At 64.9% G+C, this 14,326-nt stretch carries 17 protein-coding genes; 5 read left to right on the top strand and 12 right to left on the bottom strand.

Translation table 11 applies throughout. The features are described 5' to 3' along the window. Positions 1–3: 3 nt before the first annotated feature. Positions 4–771, bottom strand: coding sequence for a hypothetical protein (locus NLR35_RS14685; RefSeq protein WP_257167244.1), 768 nt, complete (start codon positions 769–771; stop codon positions 4–6). Between the two features lie 231 nt (positions 772–1,002). On the opposite strand from NLR35_RS14685, the gene NLR35_RS14680 reads away from it, so the two are divergent. Beyond that, positions 1,003–1,845 carry a PhzF family phenazine biosynthesis protein gene (locus NLR35_RS14680; RefSeq protein ID WP_257167243.1) on the top strand — a complete coding sequence of 281 codons (843 nt, stop codon included), beginning with the start codon at positions 1,003–1,005 and terminating at the stop codon, positions 1,843–1,845. An 86-nt stretch (positions 1,846–1,931) separates the two neighbouring features. Here NLR35_RS14680 and NLR35_RS14675 read toward each other — a convergent pair whose 3' ends face one another. The 10 genes from NLR35_RS14675 to coxB all read right to left on the bottom strand — a co-directional run bounded on the left by NLR35_RS14675 (position 1,932) and on the right by coxB (position 9,910). Continuing rightward, positions 1,932–2,399: a carboxymuconolactone decarboxylase family protein gene (locus NLR35_RS14675; RefSeq protein ID WP_257167463.1), complete on the bottom strand. Its 468-nt coding sequence runs from the start codon at positions 2,397–2,399 to the stop codon at positions 1,932–1,934. Continuing rightward, positions 2,284–2,763 (bottom strand): MerR family transcriptional regulator, encoded by a 480-nt coding sequence (locus tag NLR35_RS14670; RefSeq protein WP_257167242.1) that lies wholly within the window; start codon positions 2,761–2,763, stop codon positions 2,284–2,286. Before NLR35_RS14670 ends, NLR35_RS14675 begins: the two co-directional genes overlap by 116 nt. Positions 2,764–2,868: 105 nt before the next feature. Continuing rightward, entirely contained in the window at positions 2,869–3,627 is a 759-nt protein-coding gene (locus NLR35_RS14665) for an SURF1 family protein (RefSeq protein WP_257167241.1), read from the bottom strand. Between the two features lie 263 nt (positions 3,628–3,890). After that, positions 3,891–4,280: a DUF983 domain-containing protein gene (locus NLR35_RS14660; protein WP_257167240.1), complete on the bottom strand. Its 390-nt coding sequence runs from the start codon at positions 4,278–4,280 to the stop codon at positions 3,891–3,893. Between the two features lie 184 nt (positions 4,281–4,464). Then, complete coding sequence (locus NLR35_RS14655) at positions 4,465–5,322, bottom strand: cytochrome c oxidase subunit 3 (RefSeq protein WP_257167239.1); 858 nt, start codon at positions 5,320–5,322, stop codon at positions 4,465–4,467. 87 nt (positions 5,323–5,409) lie between these two features. Next, positions 5,410–6,075: a cytochrome c oxidase assembly protein gene (locus NLR35_RS14650; protein WP_257167238.1), complete on the bottom strand. Its 666-nt coding sequence runs from the start codon at positions 6,073–6,075 to the stop codon at positions 5,410–5,412. Between the two features lie 22 nt (positions 6,076–6,097). Beyond that, positions 6,098–6,274, bottom strand: coding sequence for a CoxF protein (locus NLR35_RS14645; RefSeq protein WP_257167237.1), 177 nt, complete (start codon positions 6,272–6,274; stop codon positions 6,098–6,100). 7 nt (positions 6,275–6,281) lie between these two features. Continuing rightward, on the bottom strand, positions 6,282–7,220 hold the full coding sequence (locus tag NLR35_RS14640) for a heme o synthase (RefSeq protein WP_257167236.1): 939 nt from the start codon (positions 7,218–7,220) through the stop codon (positions 6,282–6,284). Positions 7,221–7,395: 175 nt separating this feature from the next. Continuing rightward, positions 7,396–9,009, bottom strand: coding sequence for a cytochrome c oxidase subunit I (gene ctaD, locus NLR35_RS14635; protein ID WP_257167235.1), 1,614 nt, complete (start codon positions 9,007–9,009; stop codon positions 7,396–7,398). A gap of 70 nt (positions 9,010–9,079) precedes the next feature. Continuing rightward, positions 9,080–9,910 carry a cytochrome c oxidase subunit II gene (coxB, locus tag NLR35_RS14630; protein WP_257167234.1) on the bottom strand — a complete coding sequence of 277 codons (831 nt, stop codon included), beginning with the start codon at positions 9,908–9,910 and terminating at the stop codon, positions 9,080–9,082. A gap of 477 nt (positions 9,911–10,387) precedes the next feature. On the opposite strand from coxB, the gene NLR35_RS14625 reads away from it, so the two are divergent. Next, on the top strand, positions 10,388–11,014 hold the full coding sequence (locus tag NLR35_RS14625) for an invasion associated locus B family protein (protein WP_257167233.1): 627 nt from the start codon (positions 10,388–10,390) through the stop codon (positions 11,012–11,014). A gap of 83 nt (positions 11,015–11,097) precedes the next feature. On the opposite strand, the gene NLR35_RS14620 is transcribed toward NLR35_RS14625, so the two are convergent. Next, positions 11,098–11,598 (bottom strand): GNAT family N-acetyltransferase, encoded by a 501-nt coding sequence (locus NLR35_RS14620; protein WP_257167462.1) that lies wholly within the window; start codon positions 11,596–11,598, stop codon positions 11,098–11,100. Between the two features lie 84 nt (positions 11,599–11,682). Between NLR35_RS14620 and tldD the strand changes: the two genes are divergently transcribed. From tldD to NLR35_RS14605, 3 genes are read left to right on the top strand one after another with little or no spacing between them, the layout of a single operon-like run. Beyond that, the gene (tldD, locus tag NLR35_RS14615; protein ID WP_257167232.1) at positions 11,683–13,107 is read left to right on the top strand and encodes a metalloprotease TldD; all 1,425 of its coding nucleotides are present in this window, start codon (positions 11,683–11,685) and stop codon (positions 13,105–13,107) included. Further along, the gene (gene lepB / locus NLR35_RS14610) at positions 13,104–13,910 is read left to right on the top strand and encodes a signal peptidase I (RefSeq protein ID WP_257167231.1); all 807 of its coding nucleotides are present in this window, start codon (positions 13,104–13,106) and stop codon (positions 13,908–13,910) included. The genes tldD and lepB overlap by 4 nt, the downstream gene beginning before the upstream one ends. A 13-nt stretch (positions 13,911–13,923) precedes the next feature. Beyond that, positions 13,924–14,262 (top strand): MmcQ/YjbR family DNA-binding protein, encoded by a 339-nt coding sequence (locus tag NLR35_RS14605; RefSeq protein ID WP_257167230.1) that lies wholly within the window; start codon positions 13,924–13,926, stop codon positions 14,260–14,262. Positions 14,263–14,326: the final 64 nt, after the last annotated feature.

Below are 14,326 nucleotides of genomic sequence, written 5' to 3'. Positions count from 1 at the left end.
GAACTATTCGGACGAATCGGCATCAGAGTTTTTTCCAAAGTAGAACTCTTCAAACGCTTGAATAGCGCGGGGAGCACATTCAACCAGCCGATCTAGAGTTTCGAGTACGGGCTCGTTATTGAATGGCGTTCCGGGCCCGAAGCTTACGCTTATGCCCGATTGACCTTGGTCCCTGATTTTAAACGGGCCATCGCCAGGCAGAACTCGAGCACCCAAACTACTTTGATTGGAAACCCATCGATTCTCTAGAGTTTTGCCGTTCGCATCCTCTAAAATCATCCCAAGGCGATGCACATGTTGAATAGTAGGCAGTATCAGACGATGCTTGTCGAGACGGTCTAGCTCGGATAGCTCCCAGAGCATGTATCTCCCACGATGATAAGGCTGGATCTCATCAACGATAAAGTCCGCCAACGTGGAGTTCACTTGCCTGATCTCCTTGTAGCGCTTGAGAGCAAGAAGGTCGCTCTTTCTTCGACCAACGGGCAACGACATCGCTTCGATGCCAGTTATACCAATCGAGATGTAATCAAACGCGGTGCGTAGATTGTGCACCACGTCACCTACAATCAACGCAACTTTAGGCATCAACTCCTGAGGAGCTTGGAGTTCAAGATGATGGCTTCCCGTTTTCTCATCTTGAAGGATAGTCGCCTGCGCAGCTTCAGACGCGAGAAACGCACTATATTGATCAATAAGCTTGTAGATATGAATCTGGGCCCATCTAACCTTTAGTTTCGCTTCCTTGAATTTATCTAAGGGTTCAATCATAACAATGACGTCCAGCAAAAAGAAGTGGTGAGGTCTTTTTCGAGTATGCGGCTACCTGAAGAACCTTACCGAAACTGGGCTGCGGGAATGAACGAATGCCTATCTTGATCTGACTAGCTAGTCCGACGATACGATAGAATGGTCCCAAGCGTTCGGCAATGATTGTGGCAAGCGCAACTCTGACGTCCTGGTTACAGTTTCTGGCCACCACCAACGACTATCTCTAGCCTCATGATCATCCAACGCATTGCAGCCTTCACCGACGGACCACGCGGCGGCAATCCGGCGGGTGTGGTGATTGGCGAGACGCTGCCTGAAGCAGCTGCAATGCAGGCGATGGCGGCGGAGATCGGATATTCCGAGACCGCGTTCGCGGCGCCGGACGGTGACACATGGCGTGTGCGCTACTTCGCGCCGGAGGCCGAGGTGGACTTCTGCGGGCACGCGACCATCGCGCTCGGCGCGGCGCTCGCGCGGCACGAACGCCCGGGGACGTTCGCGCTCCAGCTCAACCATGCCGCCATCACCGTCGACGGCCATCACTCGGCTGGCGAATGGGGGGCGGCATTTCGATCGCCGCCGACGCAGACGCGCGCGCTGTCTCCGGACGCATTGGACGAAATCCTCGCGCTGTTCGGACTGTCGCACGGCGACCTCGACGAAAGGATCCCGCCCGTCATCGCCCACGCCGGAATGGATCATCCGGTGATCGCGCTGCGCGACCGCGGCCGCCTCGCCGCCATCGCTTACGACTTCAACCGTGGTCAGGCGCTGGCGCAGCGCCAGCGCTACTGCACCTTCGCTCTCGTTCACGCCGAGACGCCGGAGCTGTTTCACGCCCGCAACCCGTTTCCGTTCGGCGGCGTCTACGAGGACCCGGCGACGGGCGCGGCCGCCGCGGCGCTCGCCGGCTATCTGCGCGAGCTGGCGTGGCCGGCCGTAGGGTCGATCATGATCCGGCAGGGCGAGGACATGGGCGTGCCGTGCGGCCTCCAGGTCGATCTCGACGGGCAACCGGGCGCGCCGGTGAGAGTCTCCGGCAGCGTGAGGTCGATCGAGGCGTCGCCCGCTTGAGCGGCAGCGACCTGCGGGCGTCACCGCCAGTCCCGCATCTCGCTTCGCTCGCGCGGGCCATGACGCCCTCGCATCGTCGCTGAGAGCTAAGCGGCCGCAGCGGCCTTTGCATCGGCCTCGGCATACACAGCCTTGGCTGCGAACAACCCGTTGAGGGCGGAGGGAAAGCCGGCATAGACCGCCATCTGCATGATCACCTCGGTGATCTCCTCGCGGCTGAGGCCGACATTGAGGCCGGCGTGAATATGCACCTTCAACTGCGGCCCGGCATTGCCGAGCGCGGTCAGGGCCGCGATGGTCGCGATCTCGCGGCTGCGCAGGTCGAGACCCGGGCGCGAATAGATGTCGCCGAACGGGAATTCGATCACGTAGGTGGCGAAGTCAGGCGCGATGTCCGCGAGCGCCGCGATCACGTTGTGACCGGCCTCGCCGTCGATTCTATCGAGCGCGCGCCGGCCGCGCGCCAACCGGTCCTGATCGTGGTTGGCGTCGGATTGCGCGCCGGTTGGCGCCGTGCTCGTTGTCGCGGATCGGCTCGGGATGGATTGCGTCATGGTCATCAGTCCTCTCGCTGCTGCCGGCATAGCCGGCGATCTTGCCGTCGAGAACGAGAAGGCAATCCTGCAACGTGGCGACGCGCGTTCGGACCACCTCGCGATGCCGCTCCAGCAGCCGGCGTCGTTCCGGCTCGGTGGCGGCGCCGCGGGCACGCAGCTCCGCATAACGGAGCATGTCGCGGATCGGCATTCCCGCGGCCTTCAGGCGGCCGAGAAACTCGATCCAGGTCAGGATCGATGCGTCGTAGTCCCGCTGGCATGCATGATCGCGATCAGCTCTGGGCAGCAGACCGATCCGCTCGTAGTAGCGAATCGTGTGGGCCGTCAGCCCCGACTGTCTGGCCAGCTCGCCGATCTTCATGCGTGCCTCATCTCATTCACGACGCCGGGCAGGCTACGGGTTCGAGCGCGCTCTAAGTCAAGCGGCGTTTCGCTGGCGGTGTCCAGGGCATGAGCGGCGGCGGCGTCATCCGTTCGCCGCGCGGCGTCCCCTCGCCCACACGGCAAAGGCCGCGATCAGCGCCGCCGCCAGCGAGAACCAGGTGATGGCGTATTGCATGTGCTCGTCGCGCAGATGCGGCGACAGCGGGCCGGGCTTGGGAATGCCGTTCTCCGGCACCGGGGATTCGAGGTCGATGTAGAACGGTGCGACCTCGCCCCAGCCGAGCGCGCGCGCCATCGCGACATGGTCGCGGGTGAACCACAGGCGCTTGTCGTGGTTTTCCGCCGCGGTGAGCAGGCCGGCGGCTTCGGGGAAGCGCAGATAGCCGGTGAGGATCACGGGCTCACCGGTGACGAGCTTGCCGACCTGGCGATCCTGGATGCCGCGCTCCTGCATGGTGTTGGCGACGAAGCCGGCGTCGATCACGACGGTCTCGCCGGAGGGCAGGCGCGCCGGCAGAAAGGCCCAGGTGCCGGGGCCGGAGACGTCCTCGCGCACGGCCGAGCCGGCGCTGTAGACCATCGCGTCGGGGAGCTTGGCGTAGGTGGCGCTGAAGCTGACGCGGCGGAATTCGTCACGCTCGGGCGTCAACATGCGCCAGTCGCCTGGCGGCGGCAGCGGCGCGGGCGCCGCGGCGACGCGATCGGTGAGCGCGGCGATCAGCGCGTGCTTGGCCGCGCGGCGCTGCAGCTGCCACACGCCGAGGCCGATGAACAGAGCGACCATCACGAGGGTGAAGGCGGCGAAGGCGCGGGAAGAGGTTTTGGGACGATTGGAGGTCATGAGTAGGTTGGATCAGTCATGTCTTGGCGCCCCTGCAGTTGATTTCACGAGACCCTACCGCGGGTTCGGTCCTCACCTCGCCCCGCTTGCGGGGAGAGGTCGGATTGCATCGCAAGATGCAATCCGGGTGAGGGGGTACAGGTCTCACCACGAACACTCCCCGTGCGGATGCCCCTCACCCCAACCCTCTCCCCGTAAGAACGGGGAGAGGGAGCGCACGAGTTACGTGGCGCGGGCTTGCCTCTCAAAAAGAGGGTCCAAACTCATTGCGGCGTCTTGTCCACCAGGCGGCCGGGGGCGGCCTTGTGGTGGAATTGCAGGGCGATCAGCAGCGACTTCATCGCGCGGAGCGGCAGCAATGTCGTGACCAGGATCAACGGGCCCCACAGCGCGGCGTGCACCCAGAACGGCGGCTGGTACTTGACCTCGACGATCAGGGCGGCGCCGACGACGATGGCGCCGGCGAGCATCATGATGAAGATCGCAGGGCCATCGCCGGTGTCGATGAAGGCGTAGTCGAGGTCGCAGGCCTCGCAACGCTTGCGCAGGTTGAGGAAGCCCTCGAACAGCTTGCCCTGGCCGCAGCGCGGGCAGCGGCAGGCGAGCCCGCGAAAGATGGTCTGGCTCAAGGCGACGGGCGGATGGGTGGTCATGCTGTCTTGCCCCTTTCTTGCCCCTGGTCCCGAGCTGGGCGGCCCGGACGACGCCTGCCGGTGATACAACCGGAGGCGACGAGAGCGGATCACATTTGGATCAGCCGGCGCGGCGCGATACGAAAAAGGGCGACCCGACGGCCGCCCTTTCTTAACACGTTCGATGCAACCGGCGCGTGCTGCTTTAGTGCGCGCCGTGCGCCATGGACTCGGCGCCGTGGCCCCAGACGTAGATGCAGATGAACAGGAACAGCCACACCACGTCGACGAAATGCCAGTACCAGGCGGCGAACTCGAAGCCGAGATGCTGCTTGGGTGTGAAGTGACCGGCATAGGCGCGGATCAGGCAGACGATCAGGAAGATCGTGCCGACCAGAACGTGGAAGCCGTGGAAGCCGGTGGCCATGAAGAAGGTGGCGCCGTAGATGTGGCCGGCGAACGAGAACGTCGCGTGGCCGTACTCATAGGCCTGCACGCAGGTGAAGGTCGCGCCCAGCAGCACCGTGAGGATCAGGCCGTATTTCAGGCCCTTGCGGTCGCCTTCGAGCAGCGCGTGGTGCGCCCAGGTGACGGTGGTGCCCGAGGTCAGCAGGATCAGCGTGTTCAAGAGCGGCAGGTGCCAGGGGTCGAAGGTCTCGATGCCCTTGGGCGGCCAGACGCCGCCGATCAGCGCGTCGCGGGTGGCCTGCACCTCGTAGCCCGGGAACAGCGCGACGTTGAAATAGGCCCAGAACCAGGCGACGAAGAACATCACCTCGGAGGCGATGAACAGGATCATGCCGTAGCGGTGATGCAGCTGCACCACACGGGTGTGGTCGCCCTTGTACTGGGCTTCCTTGATCACGTCGCCCCACCAGCTCGCCATCGTGTAGAGCACGCCGATGGTGCCGATGCCGAACACGATCGGCGCGGCGCCGTACATCTTGTGCATCCAGCCGATCGCGCCGAACGCCATGATGAAGGCCGACACCGAGCCGACGAACGGCCACGGGCTTGGATCAACCAGATGGTAGTCGTGATGCTTGGCGTGCGCCTCAGCCATGGCAAGTCTCTCCCCAGATCGATGCCGGTCGCCCCGGCAAAGTGTCGTTCAACAGCGATGGTCCCCGAATTCCGGAGGTCGCCGCGGTCATAGATTGCCCCGCGGCTTGTCCGGCTCGCCCGCGGCGACCGGCTTGGGCTCGGCGTCGCGGACGGGATAGAAGGTGTAGGACAGCGTGATCGTCTGCAGCCCGTCGTTCTCGTGATCGCCCGTGATCGCCGGATCGACGTAGAACACGACCGGCATCTCGCGGGTCTCGCCCGGGGCCATGGTCTGTTCGGTGAAGCAGAAGCAGTTGATCTTCTGGAAATAGGCGCCCGAGGTCAGCGGCGTCACGTTGTAGGCGGCCTGCGCCATGGTGGTGCGCGCCGACTGGTTGGTGACCTTGTAGTAGACCGTGACGACCTCGCCGATCGCGACCTCGATCTCGGTCTTCTCCGGCTCGAATTTCCAGGGCAGGCCGCCGGCGACGTTGGCGTCGAAGCGCACGCCGATGCGGCGCGCCAGCGGCGCCGAGGACGGCGCTGCGGTCGCGACCTGCGTGGTGCCGTTGAAGCCGGTGGCGCGACAGAACCAGTTGTAGAAGGGCACGGCGGCGTAGGAGGCGCCGACCATCAACACGACGACCGTGCCGCAGATGGTGCCGACCAGGGCGTCACGACCCCAACCCCGGCGCGACGCGGTGGCGCCCTGCGCGGCGGAAGCCGGCGCAGCCTGCGCTGATGTCGGAGGGGTCTGGTCGCTGCTGTCCATCGGCTGGCTCTGCTTCACATCTCTACATCGGCCGCTTCAGCACCACGGGGCCCTTGACCATGGTGACTGCGAAGAACAGCACCACGAGGACGCCGAGCGCCAGCGCGATCGCGATCGACCGCCGGCGGCGGCTGCGCAGCTGCGCCTCGGTGAGGACGATGCCCTCTGGCTCATTCGGATCGGCCATCGCGGTTGCCATTCGTCCTTTACCAGATCAGCGGCGCGATCATGCGCGCGACCGCCTCGAGGCCGAGCGTCGCGAACAGCGCGAAAAGATACAGGATCGAAAACGCGAACAGTTTGCGGTTGGCGCGCAGCGACTGGCTGCGCTCGCGCTTGCGGAACACCTCGATGGCCAGCCACAGCATGCCGGCGCCGAGCGCGAGCGAGACGACGCCATAGACGGCATCGAAATAGCCGAGCGGCCAGGGCGCGGCGGCGATGGCTACGAGGACGATGGTGTAGAGCAGGATCTGCAGCCGGGTCGCATCGGGACCGGCGACCACGGGCAGCATCGGCACGCCGGCGCGGGCGTAGTCGTCGGTGCGGAACAGCGCCAGGGCCCAGAAATGCGGCGGGGTCCAGAAGAAGATGATGAGGAACAGCCAGAGCGGCTCCGGCGCCACCGATCCGGTGGCCGCGGCCCAGGCCACGACCGGCGGCAGCGCCCCGGCGGCGCCGCCGATGACGATGTTCTGCGCGGTCCAGCGCTTCAGCCACAGCGTGTAGATCACGACGTAGAAGAAGATGGTGAAGGCGAGCAGCGCGCCGGCGAACCAGTTGACGAGGATGCCGAGCGTCAGCACCGAGAAGAACGACAGCGTGATGCCGAAGGCGAGCGCCTCCTGGCGGGTGACGCGGCCGCGCGGGATCGGACGATTGGCGGTGCGCGACATCAACGAGTCGATGTCGCCTTCCAGCGCCATGTTCAGCGCGCCGGACGCGCCGGCGCCGACGGCGATGCACAGCAGCGAGGTGATCGCCAGCACGGGGTGGAAGTGGCCGGGGGCGATCAGAAGGCCGATCAGCGCCGTGAAGATCACGAGCGACATCACGCGCGGCTTCAGCAGCGCGAGATAATCGCCGACATCGGCCTCGGAAATCCGCGGGCCGACGGCGATGGCGTTCTGATCAATGACCGACACGGCGAATCCAGACTTCAATTCAAAAGGGCGCCGGACTTTTGCGCAGGCAGCGCGCAGGTCAGCACGTTGGCTTCGGAGATCCGGCCGGCATGCCCAGGGTCAGGCCCAAGAGCGTACCGGCTGGCAGATATCGATGCGGCGCCGAAAACGGCGCCGCATCGGAGGCCGTCGGGGCTTACTGCACCTTCGGCAGCACCTCGAACTGGTGGAACGGCGGCGGCGACGACAAGGTCCATTCCAGGGTCGTTGCGCCCGGTCCCCACGGATTGTTCGCCGCCTGCTGCTTGCGCATGAAGGCATCGACCACGCCGTAGATGAAGATCAGCACGCCGAAGGCCGAGATGTAGGAGCCCAGCGAGGAGACCAGGTTCCAGCCGGCATAGGCGTCGGGATAGTCGATGTAGCGGCGCGGCATGCCCGACAGGCCGAGGAAGTGCTGCGGGAAGAACACCAGGTTCACGCCGACGAAGGTGACCCAGAAGTGCGCCTTCGCGATCGTCTCGTTGTACATGTAGCCGAACATCTTCGGGAACCAGTAGTACCAGCCCGCGAAGATCGCGAACACGGCGCCGAGCGACAGCACGTAGTGGAAGTGCGCGACGACGTAGTAGGTGTCCTGCAGCACGCGGTCGACGCCCGCATTGGCGAGCACCACGCCGGTGACGCCACCGACCGTGAACAGGAAGATGAAGCCCACGGCCCACAGCATCGGCGCGCGGAACTCGATCGAGCCGCCCCACATCGTGGCGATCCAGGAGAAGATCTTCACGCCGGTGGGCACCGCGATCACCATGGTGGCGGCGACGAAATAGGCCTGCGTCGCCGAGGACATGCCGACCGTGTACATGTGGTGCGCCCAGACCACGAAGCCGATGCCGCCGATCGCGACCATGGCGTAGGCCATGCCGAGATAGCCGAACACGGGCTTGCGCGAGAAGGTCGAGACGATCTGGCTGATCATGCCGAAGCCGGGCAGGATCAGGATGTACACTTCGGGATGGCCGAAGAACCAGAACAGGTGCTGGAACAGCAGCGGATCGCCGCCGCCCGCCGGATCGAAGAAGGTGGTGCCGAAATTGCGGTCGGTCAGCATCATGGTGATGGCGCCGGCGAGCACCGGCAGCGACAGCAGCAGCAGGAACACCGTCACCAGGATCGACCACACGAACAGCGGCATCTTGTGCAGGGTCATGCCCGGCGCGCGCATGTTGAAGATGGTCGTGATGAAGTTGATCGAGCCGAGGATCGACGATGCACCGGCGAGATGCAGCGACAGGATCGCGAAGTCCACCGCCGGTCCCGGATGGCCGGAGGTCGACAGCGGCACATACATCGTCCAGCCGGCGCCGACGCCGTTGGCGCCGGGCTCGCCCTCGACGAAGGTCGAGGTGAGCAGCAGCGCGAACGAGGCGGGCAGCAGCCAGAACGAGATGTTGTTCATGCGCGGGAACGCCATGTCCGGCGCACCGATCATGAGCGGCACCATCCAGTTGCCGAAGCCGCCGATCATCGCCGGCATGACCATGAAGAAGATCATGATCAGGCCGTGCGAGGTCACGAACACGTTGTAGGTGTGGTTCTCGTGGAAGAGCTGCACGCCCGGATACATCAGCTCGATGCGGATCGCGACCGACATGGCGAGGCCGATGATGCCGGCGCACACCGCGAAGATCAGATACATCGTGCCGATGTCTTTGTGGTTGGTCGAATAGACCCAGCGCCGCCATCCGGTCGGATGGTCGTGCGCGTGATCGTCATGGCCTGTGTGGGTCGCTACGTTCGTCGCCATTGTCCAATCCTCAGTGTCCCCGTGGACCGCGTGACGCGGCCCTCAATTCCTTCGCGTTCGTCCCCGTGCGTTACTGCGACACGCCGGCAGCAGAGGCGTACGTGCTCGTGGGCGCGCTGGCGTACTTCTTCTTGGCGTCCTCGACCCAGGCGGTGAATTCCTGGTCGCTCACGACCCGCACCGCGATCGGCATGTAGGCGTGGTCCTTGCCGCACAGCTCGGAGCACTGGCCGTAATACATGCCGACCTTTGTCGCCTTGAACCAGGTCTCGTTGAGACGACCCGGAATGGCGTCGATCTTCACGCCGAAGGACGGGATCGCCCAGGAGTGGATGACGTCTGCGCCGGTGGTCTGGACACGAACCACCTTGTTGACCGGCACGACCATCTCATTGTCGACCGCGAGCAGGCGGGGCTTCTTGTCCTGCGCCATCAGCGAGTCGAACTCGAACTTGCCGTTGTCGGGATAGGCGTAGCTCCAGTACCACTGCTTGCCGGTCGCCTTGATCGTCAGGTCGGCCTTCGGCACGTCGAGCTCGAGGAACAAGAGGCGGAACGACGGCACCGCGATCATGACCAGGATCAGCACCGGAATCAGCGTCCACGCCACCTCGATCAGCGTATTGTGCGTGGTCCGCGACGGCACCGGATTGGCGCGCGCGTTGAACTTCACGACCACCGCGACGAGCAGCGCCAGCACGAACAGCGTGATGATGGTGATGATCGCCAGCAGCAGCCCGTGGAACCAGGTGATGTTCTCCATCACCGGCGTTGCGGCTTCCTGCAGCTTGTATTCCCACGGCGCCGGCTGCCCGGTTTCAGCAAATGCCGATCCACCCGTCATGCCTGCCACGGCCAACCCCAGCAAGCAGGCGCCCAATTGGCCTTTCGACATCTTCATGCCGTCGCGCTCCCTTCAGAACTTTCCCCCTCAGCGCACCGCCCGTCTTACGCGGCGGCGCGCCGTTCGATCCGCTCTCCTGACAAATGGCCTTCGGGCGGACGCTTAGAAAAGCACCTGGGCCAGTTCACTGGAATGACGAAATCTTTCTTCTCAAACCATAATTCTTGATCTATCGCAATGCAGTCTTAAGCCGGATTTCGCGCGCGGCGTCATCGGCTGCAATGAGCTAATTTTTCCGAGAAATTGCCGCATGCCGTGATTTCCCGGACAACGAGCGCTTGACAGGTGTATGCTGCGATGTAGGCAACGGAACATGACCGCTTGCGACGCTGATTCGGCGAGGCGCAGCGGGAGTGCACCGGGTGCGGCCATATTTCGTATCGTTTCGTGCCGTAGGCTGGTGAGGCGGTCCTCATGACGCCATCATTGCCGTATCATGGCGTCGGATGCGCAGATCACCCACAGGAAATTGTCATGGCACTGACCCGAACCAGGGTTTCAACGGACAGGACAGCTGACATGCTCCCCCCAGCTGCGAATGACTCGCGCCGTTTGTGCCGACTCAGCGCTGACAGCGGACGCTTCGCGCGCGCCGTCGCGATGGTCTGTGCCGCAGCGAGCGTGTTCGTGGTGATGGCAACGGCCATCGGTGTGCCGCACGCGGCCTTTGCGCAGGGCGCCGTGCGCTCGGTGCATGGCGACTGGCAGATCCGTTGCGACACGCCGCCGGGCGCGCAGGCCGAGCAATGCGCCCTGATCCAAAGCGTCGTCGCCGAGGACCGCTCCAATGCCGGCCTGACGGTGATCATGCTCAAGACCGCCGACCAGAAGAGCCGGCTGATGCGCGTGGTCGCGCCGCTCGGCGTGCTGCTGCCGTCCGGCCTCGGCCTCAAGCTCGATAACCAGGATGTCGGCCGCGCCGGCTTCGTGCGCTGCCTGCCGAACGGCTGCGTCGCGGAGGTGGTGCTGGAAGACAAGCTGCTCGGCCAGCTCAAGACGGCGAAGACCGCGACCTTCATCATCTTCGAGACGCCGGAGGAAGGCATCGGCTTCCCGCTCAGCCTGAACGGCCTCGCCGACGGATTTGACAAGCTGCCCTGACGTCGCGCTGGATTGACGCGAGGACTTGGTGCACATTGCCGTGATCGGTGTGCGTTCTCGCCCTTGTTGCGGAAGCTGCTAGCTCAGCGCGACGCGTCCAGCGCCAACGCCATCACCAGCAGGGTCCTGTCGAAGCCATCATCGCCGGCCTCCCGCGGCTGAACCGCCTTCAGAAGGAAGCCTGCCTTCTGGTACAGCCGGATCGCATTGGTATTGCCGCGATAGACGTTGAGCTCGACGCGCGAGAAGCCGGCGACCCGCGCCGCCTCCAGCGTCGCGTCCATCAGGCGCCGGCCAAGGCCCTGGTGCCGGAACTGCGGCAAAAGGCCCATGCCGAGCACCCCAATCCGGGCATCGATCGGCCCCGATTTGGGCGTCACATCACACCAGCCCACCACCTCGCCCGCCGAGAGAGCGACGAATTGCGGATATCCTTCGTGGATGTTGTTCAGAATGAAGGCGCGCGTCGACTCCAGCGGCGGCGCCTGCACGAAGGACAGGTAGCGGCGTTCGCGCGCGACGCAGTCCAGCGTGCGATGGAAGCTCTCGATGTGAGCGGCCGTAATGGGAACGATCTCAACCATGTCAGTTCGGTAATCATCCTGCCCCTCGCGCCCCGGCGTCAAAACAACTATCTTGGAATGAACGCTCCGACAACGGATTGACCCATGACTGCTCCCACCACCTCTCTGCTCGAGCGCGCCAATCTGGATCGTGATGCGGTCCGGAGCGAGGTCGCGCGCGGCCTTTCCGGCGCCGATGACGGCGAATTGTTCTTCGAATACAGCCAGACCGAGGCGCTGACCTTCGACAATGGCCGGCTCAAGCAGGCGACCTATGACACCAGCCAGGGCTTCGGCCTGCGCGCGGTGAAGGACGATGCGGTCGGCTACGCCCATTCCTCCGACGTGTCGCTGCCGGCCCTGATGCGCGCTGCCGATGCCGTGAGCGCGGTGCGCGGCGGCTATTCCGGCACGTTCGCGAGCGCGCCGCCGCACACCAATGTGCGGCTGTATGCCGACGACAATCCGCTCGACGCGCCCGGCTTCGAGAGCAAGGTCAAGCTGCTCGGCGAGATCGACGCCTATCTGCGCGACAAGGATCCGCGCGTGCGCCAGGTGACGGTGAGCCTGGGTGCGACCTGGCAGGTCGTGGAAATCCTGCGGCCCGACGGCGAGAGCTATCGCGACATCCGTCCGCTGGTGCGCGTCAACGTCTCCGTCGTCGCCGGCCAGGGCGACCGCCAGGAGAGCGGCAGCAAGGGCTATGGCGGCCGCGAGCCCTATGCGCGCTTCATCGAGACCAAGGCCTGGCGCGAGGCCGCCGACGGCGCGCTGCGCGAGGCGCTGGTCAATCTCGAATCCGTCCCCGCTCCCGCGGGCGAGATGGACGTCGTGCTAGGGGCCGGCTGGCCCGGCGTGATGCTGCATGAAGCCGTCGGCCACGGCCTCGAGGGCGACTTCAACCGCAAGAAGACCTCGGCCTTCGCCGGCCTGCTGGGCAAGCCGGTCGCGGCCAAGGGCGTTACCGTGGTCGATGACGGCACCATGGCCTCGCGCCGCGGCTCGCTGTCGATCGACGACGAGGGCACGCCGACCAGCCGCACCGTGCTGATCGAGGACGGCATTCTCGTCGGCTACATGCAGGACCGCCAGAATGCGCGGCTGATGAACATGGCGCCGACCGGCAACGGCCGCCGCCAGGGCTACGCGCATGTGCCGATGCCGCGCATGACCAACACCTACATGCTGGCCGGCGACCGCGATCCCGCCGAGATCATCGCCTCCGTCAAGAACGGCATCTACGCCGTGAATTTCGGCGGCGGCCAGGTCGACATCACCTCGGGCAAATACGTCTTCCAGTGCACCGAGGCCTACAAGATCGAAGACGGCAAGGTCGGCGCGCCGGTCAAGGGCGCGATGCTGATCGGCAACGGCCCGACCGACCTCAACCGCATCAGCATGATCGGCAACGATCTCGCGCTCGACACCGGTATCGGCACCTGCGGCAAGAACGGCCAGGGCGTGCCGGTCGGCGTGGGACAGCCGACGCTTCGCATGGATCGCATCACGGTGGGAGGCACGGGCCGATGAGCCTCGACAAAATGTCCACGAGCAAGGTCAGCACGAAGGCCCCGCGCAAAGAGACCACCCGTAAAGAGACAGGCTGGGGCGGACAGATCGCCCAGCTCGCAGCCGTGGTGGCGGTCGTCTTCCTGGCCAAGGGCGCCATCGCCGAGCCGTTCTATGTGCCCTCGGGCTCGATGGAGCCGACACTGCTGATCGGCGATGCCCTGCTCGCGTCGAAATTCCCCTACGGCTACGGCACCTCGTCGCTGCCGATGCAGATCACCCTGCCGGAGACGGGACGTCTGTTCGGCGAGACGCCGAAGCGCGGCGACGTCGTCGTGTTCCGCTGGCCGGGCGACACCTCGCAGGCCTGGGTCAAGCGCGTCGTCGGCCTGCCCGGCGACCGCATCCAGATGCGCCAGGGCCAGCTCTACATCAACGGCGAGGCAGCAGGGCTCAAGCCCGACGGCATCGGCGACGCCGAGGACGACACCGGCCGCAACGAGCCCGCTTATCGCTACGTCGAGACACTGCCGAACGGCGTGTCGCACCTGATCTTCAAGATGCGCGACAACGGCCGCCTCGACAACACGACGGAGGTCACCGTGCCACCCGGCAAGCTGTTCGTGCTCGGCGACAACCGTGACAACTCCGCTGACAGCCGCGTCTCGCTGCGCGACGGCGGCGTCGGCTTCTTGCCGATCGACAATCTGGTCGGCCGCGCCGATGCGGTGGTCGGCTCCTGGGATCTCGGCTTCAAGAACCAGCCGGTCTGGGCCTGGCTGTCCGGCTTCCGGCTCGACCGCTTCTTCACCGCGGTGCGCTGAGCGGACGACGACCGTGACCTTCGACGATGTCAGGGCGCTCGCGCTGGCATGGCCGGAGGTCGAGGACGGCACGTCCTACGGGACGCCGGCGCTGAAGGTCCGCAAGAAGATGCTGGCGCGGCTGAAGGAGGACGGGGATAGTCTCGTCCTGCCCGGCGTGCCATCGGACGAGCGCGCGATGCTGGTCGAGAGCCGGCCAAAACTGTTTTATTTCACCGATCACTATCGCGATTATCCGATCGTGCTGCTGCGGCTGTCGACGGCGCGGCCGGCTGACGTCGAGCCGTTGTTGCGGCGACAATGGCGGGCGCTGGCGTCGAAAAAAGCCGTCGCCACGTTCGAGCGCGGCTGAGCGCTTCGTTTTCCCACATCCGTTGCGGGGAATCGTGCGATGTCCGCGTGAGCGGACGGTATTC

This window comes from Bradyrhizobium sp. SRS-191, from assembly GCF_024586915.1.
In the GTDB taxonomy this organism is placed as follows: domain Bacteria; phylum Pseudomonadota; class Alphaproteobacteria; order Rhizobiales; family Xanthobacteraceae; genus Bradyrhizobium.
The sequence above is the reverse complement of the archived record's forward strand: the minus strand, read 5'-3'. Positions and strand labels throughout refer to the sequence as shown.

Coding starts and splice junctions, on each gene's coding strand:
- NLR35_RS14655 (WP_257167239.1), bottom strand. CDS start 5,322: ATGGCTGAGGCGCACGCCAAGCATCACGACTACCATCTGGTTGATCCA.
- tldD (WP_257167232.1), top strand. CDS start 11,683: ATGACTGCTCCCACCACCTCTCTGCTCGAGCGCGCCAATCTGGATCGT.
- NLR35_RS14645 (WP_257167237.1), bottom strand. CDS start 6,274: ATGGCAACCGCGATGGCCGATCCGAATGAGCCAGAGGGCATCGTCCTC.
- NLR35_RS14625 (WP_257167233.1), top strand. CDS start 10,388: ATGGCACTGACCCGAACCAGGGTTTCAACGGACAGGACAGCTGACATG.
- NLR35_RS14670 (WP_257167242.1), bottom strand. CDS start 2,763: ATGAAGATCGGCGAGCTGGCCAGACAGTCGGGGCTGACGGCCCACACG.
- NLR35_RS14650 (WP_257167238.1), bottom strand. CDS start 6,075: ATGGACAGCAGCGACCAGACCCCTCCGACATCAGCGCAGGCTGCGCCG.
- NLR35_RS14685 (WP_257167244.1), bottom strand. CDS start 771: ATGATTGAACCCTTAGATAAATTCAAGGAAGCGAAACTAAAGGTTAGA.
- lepB (WP_257167231.1), top strand. CDS start 13,104: ATGAGCCTCGACAAAATGTCCACGAGCAAGGTCAGCACGAAGGCCCCG.
- NLR35_RS14680 (WP_257167243.1), top strand. CDS start 1,003: ATGATCATCCAACGCATTGCAGCCTTCACCGACGGACCACGCGGCGGC.
- NLR35_RS14675 (WP_257167463.1), bottom strand. CDS start 2,399: ATGACGCAATCCATCCCGAGCCGATCCGCGACAACGAGCACGGCGCCA.
- ctaD (WP_257167235.1), bottom strand. CDS start 9,009: ATGGCGACGAACGTAGCGACCCACACAGGCCATGACGATCACGCGCAC.
- NLR35_RS14665 (WP_257167241.1), bottom strand. CDS start 3,627: ATGACCTCCAATCGTCCCAAAACCTCTTCCCGCGCCTTCGCCGCCTTC.
- NLR35_RS14620 (WP_257167462.1), bottom strand. CDS start 11,598: ATGGTTGAGATCGTTCCCATTACGGCCGCTCACATCGAGAGCTTCCAT.
- NLR35_RS14660 (WP_257167240.1), bottom strand. CDS start 4,280: ATGACCACCCATCCGCCCGTCGCCTTGAGCCAGACCATCTTTCGCGGG.
- coxB (WP_257167234.1), bottom strand. CDS start 9,910: ATGAAGATGTCGAAAGGCCAATTGGGCGCCTGCTTGCTGGGGTTGGCC.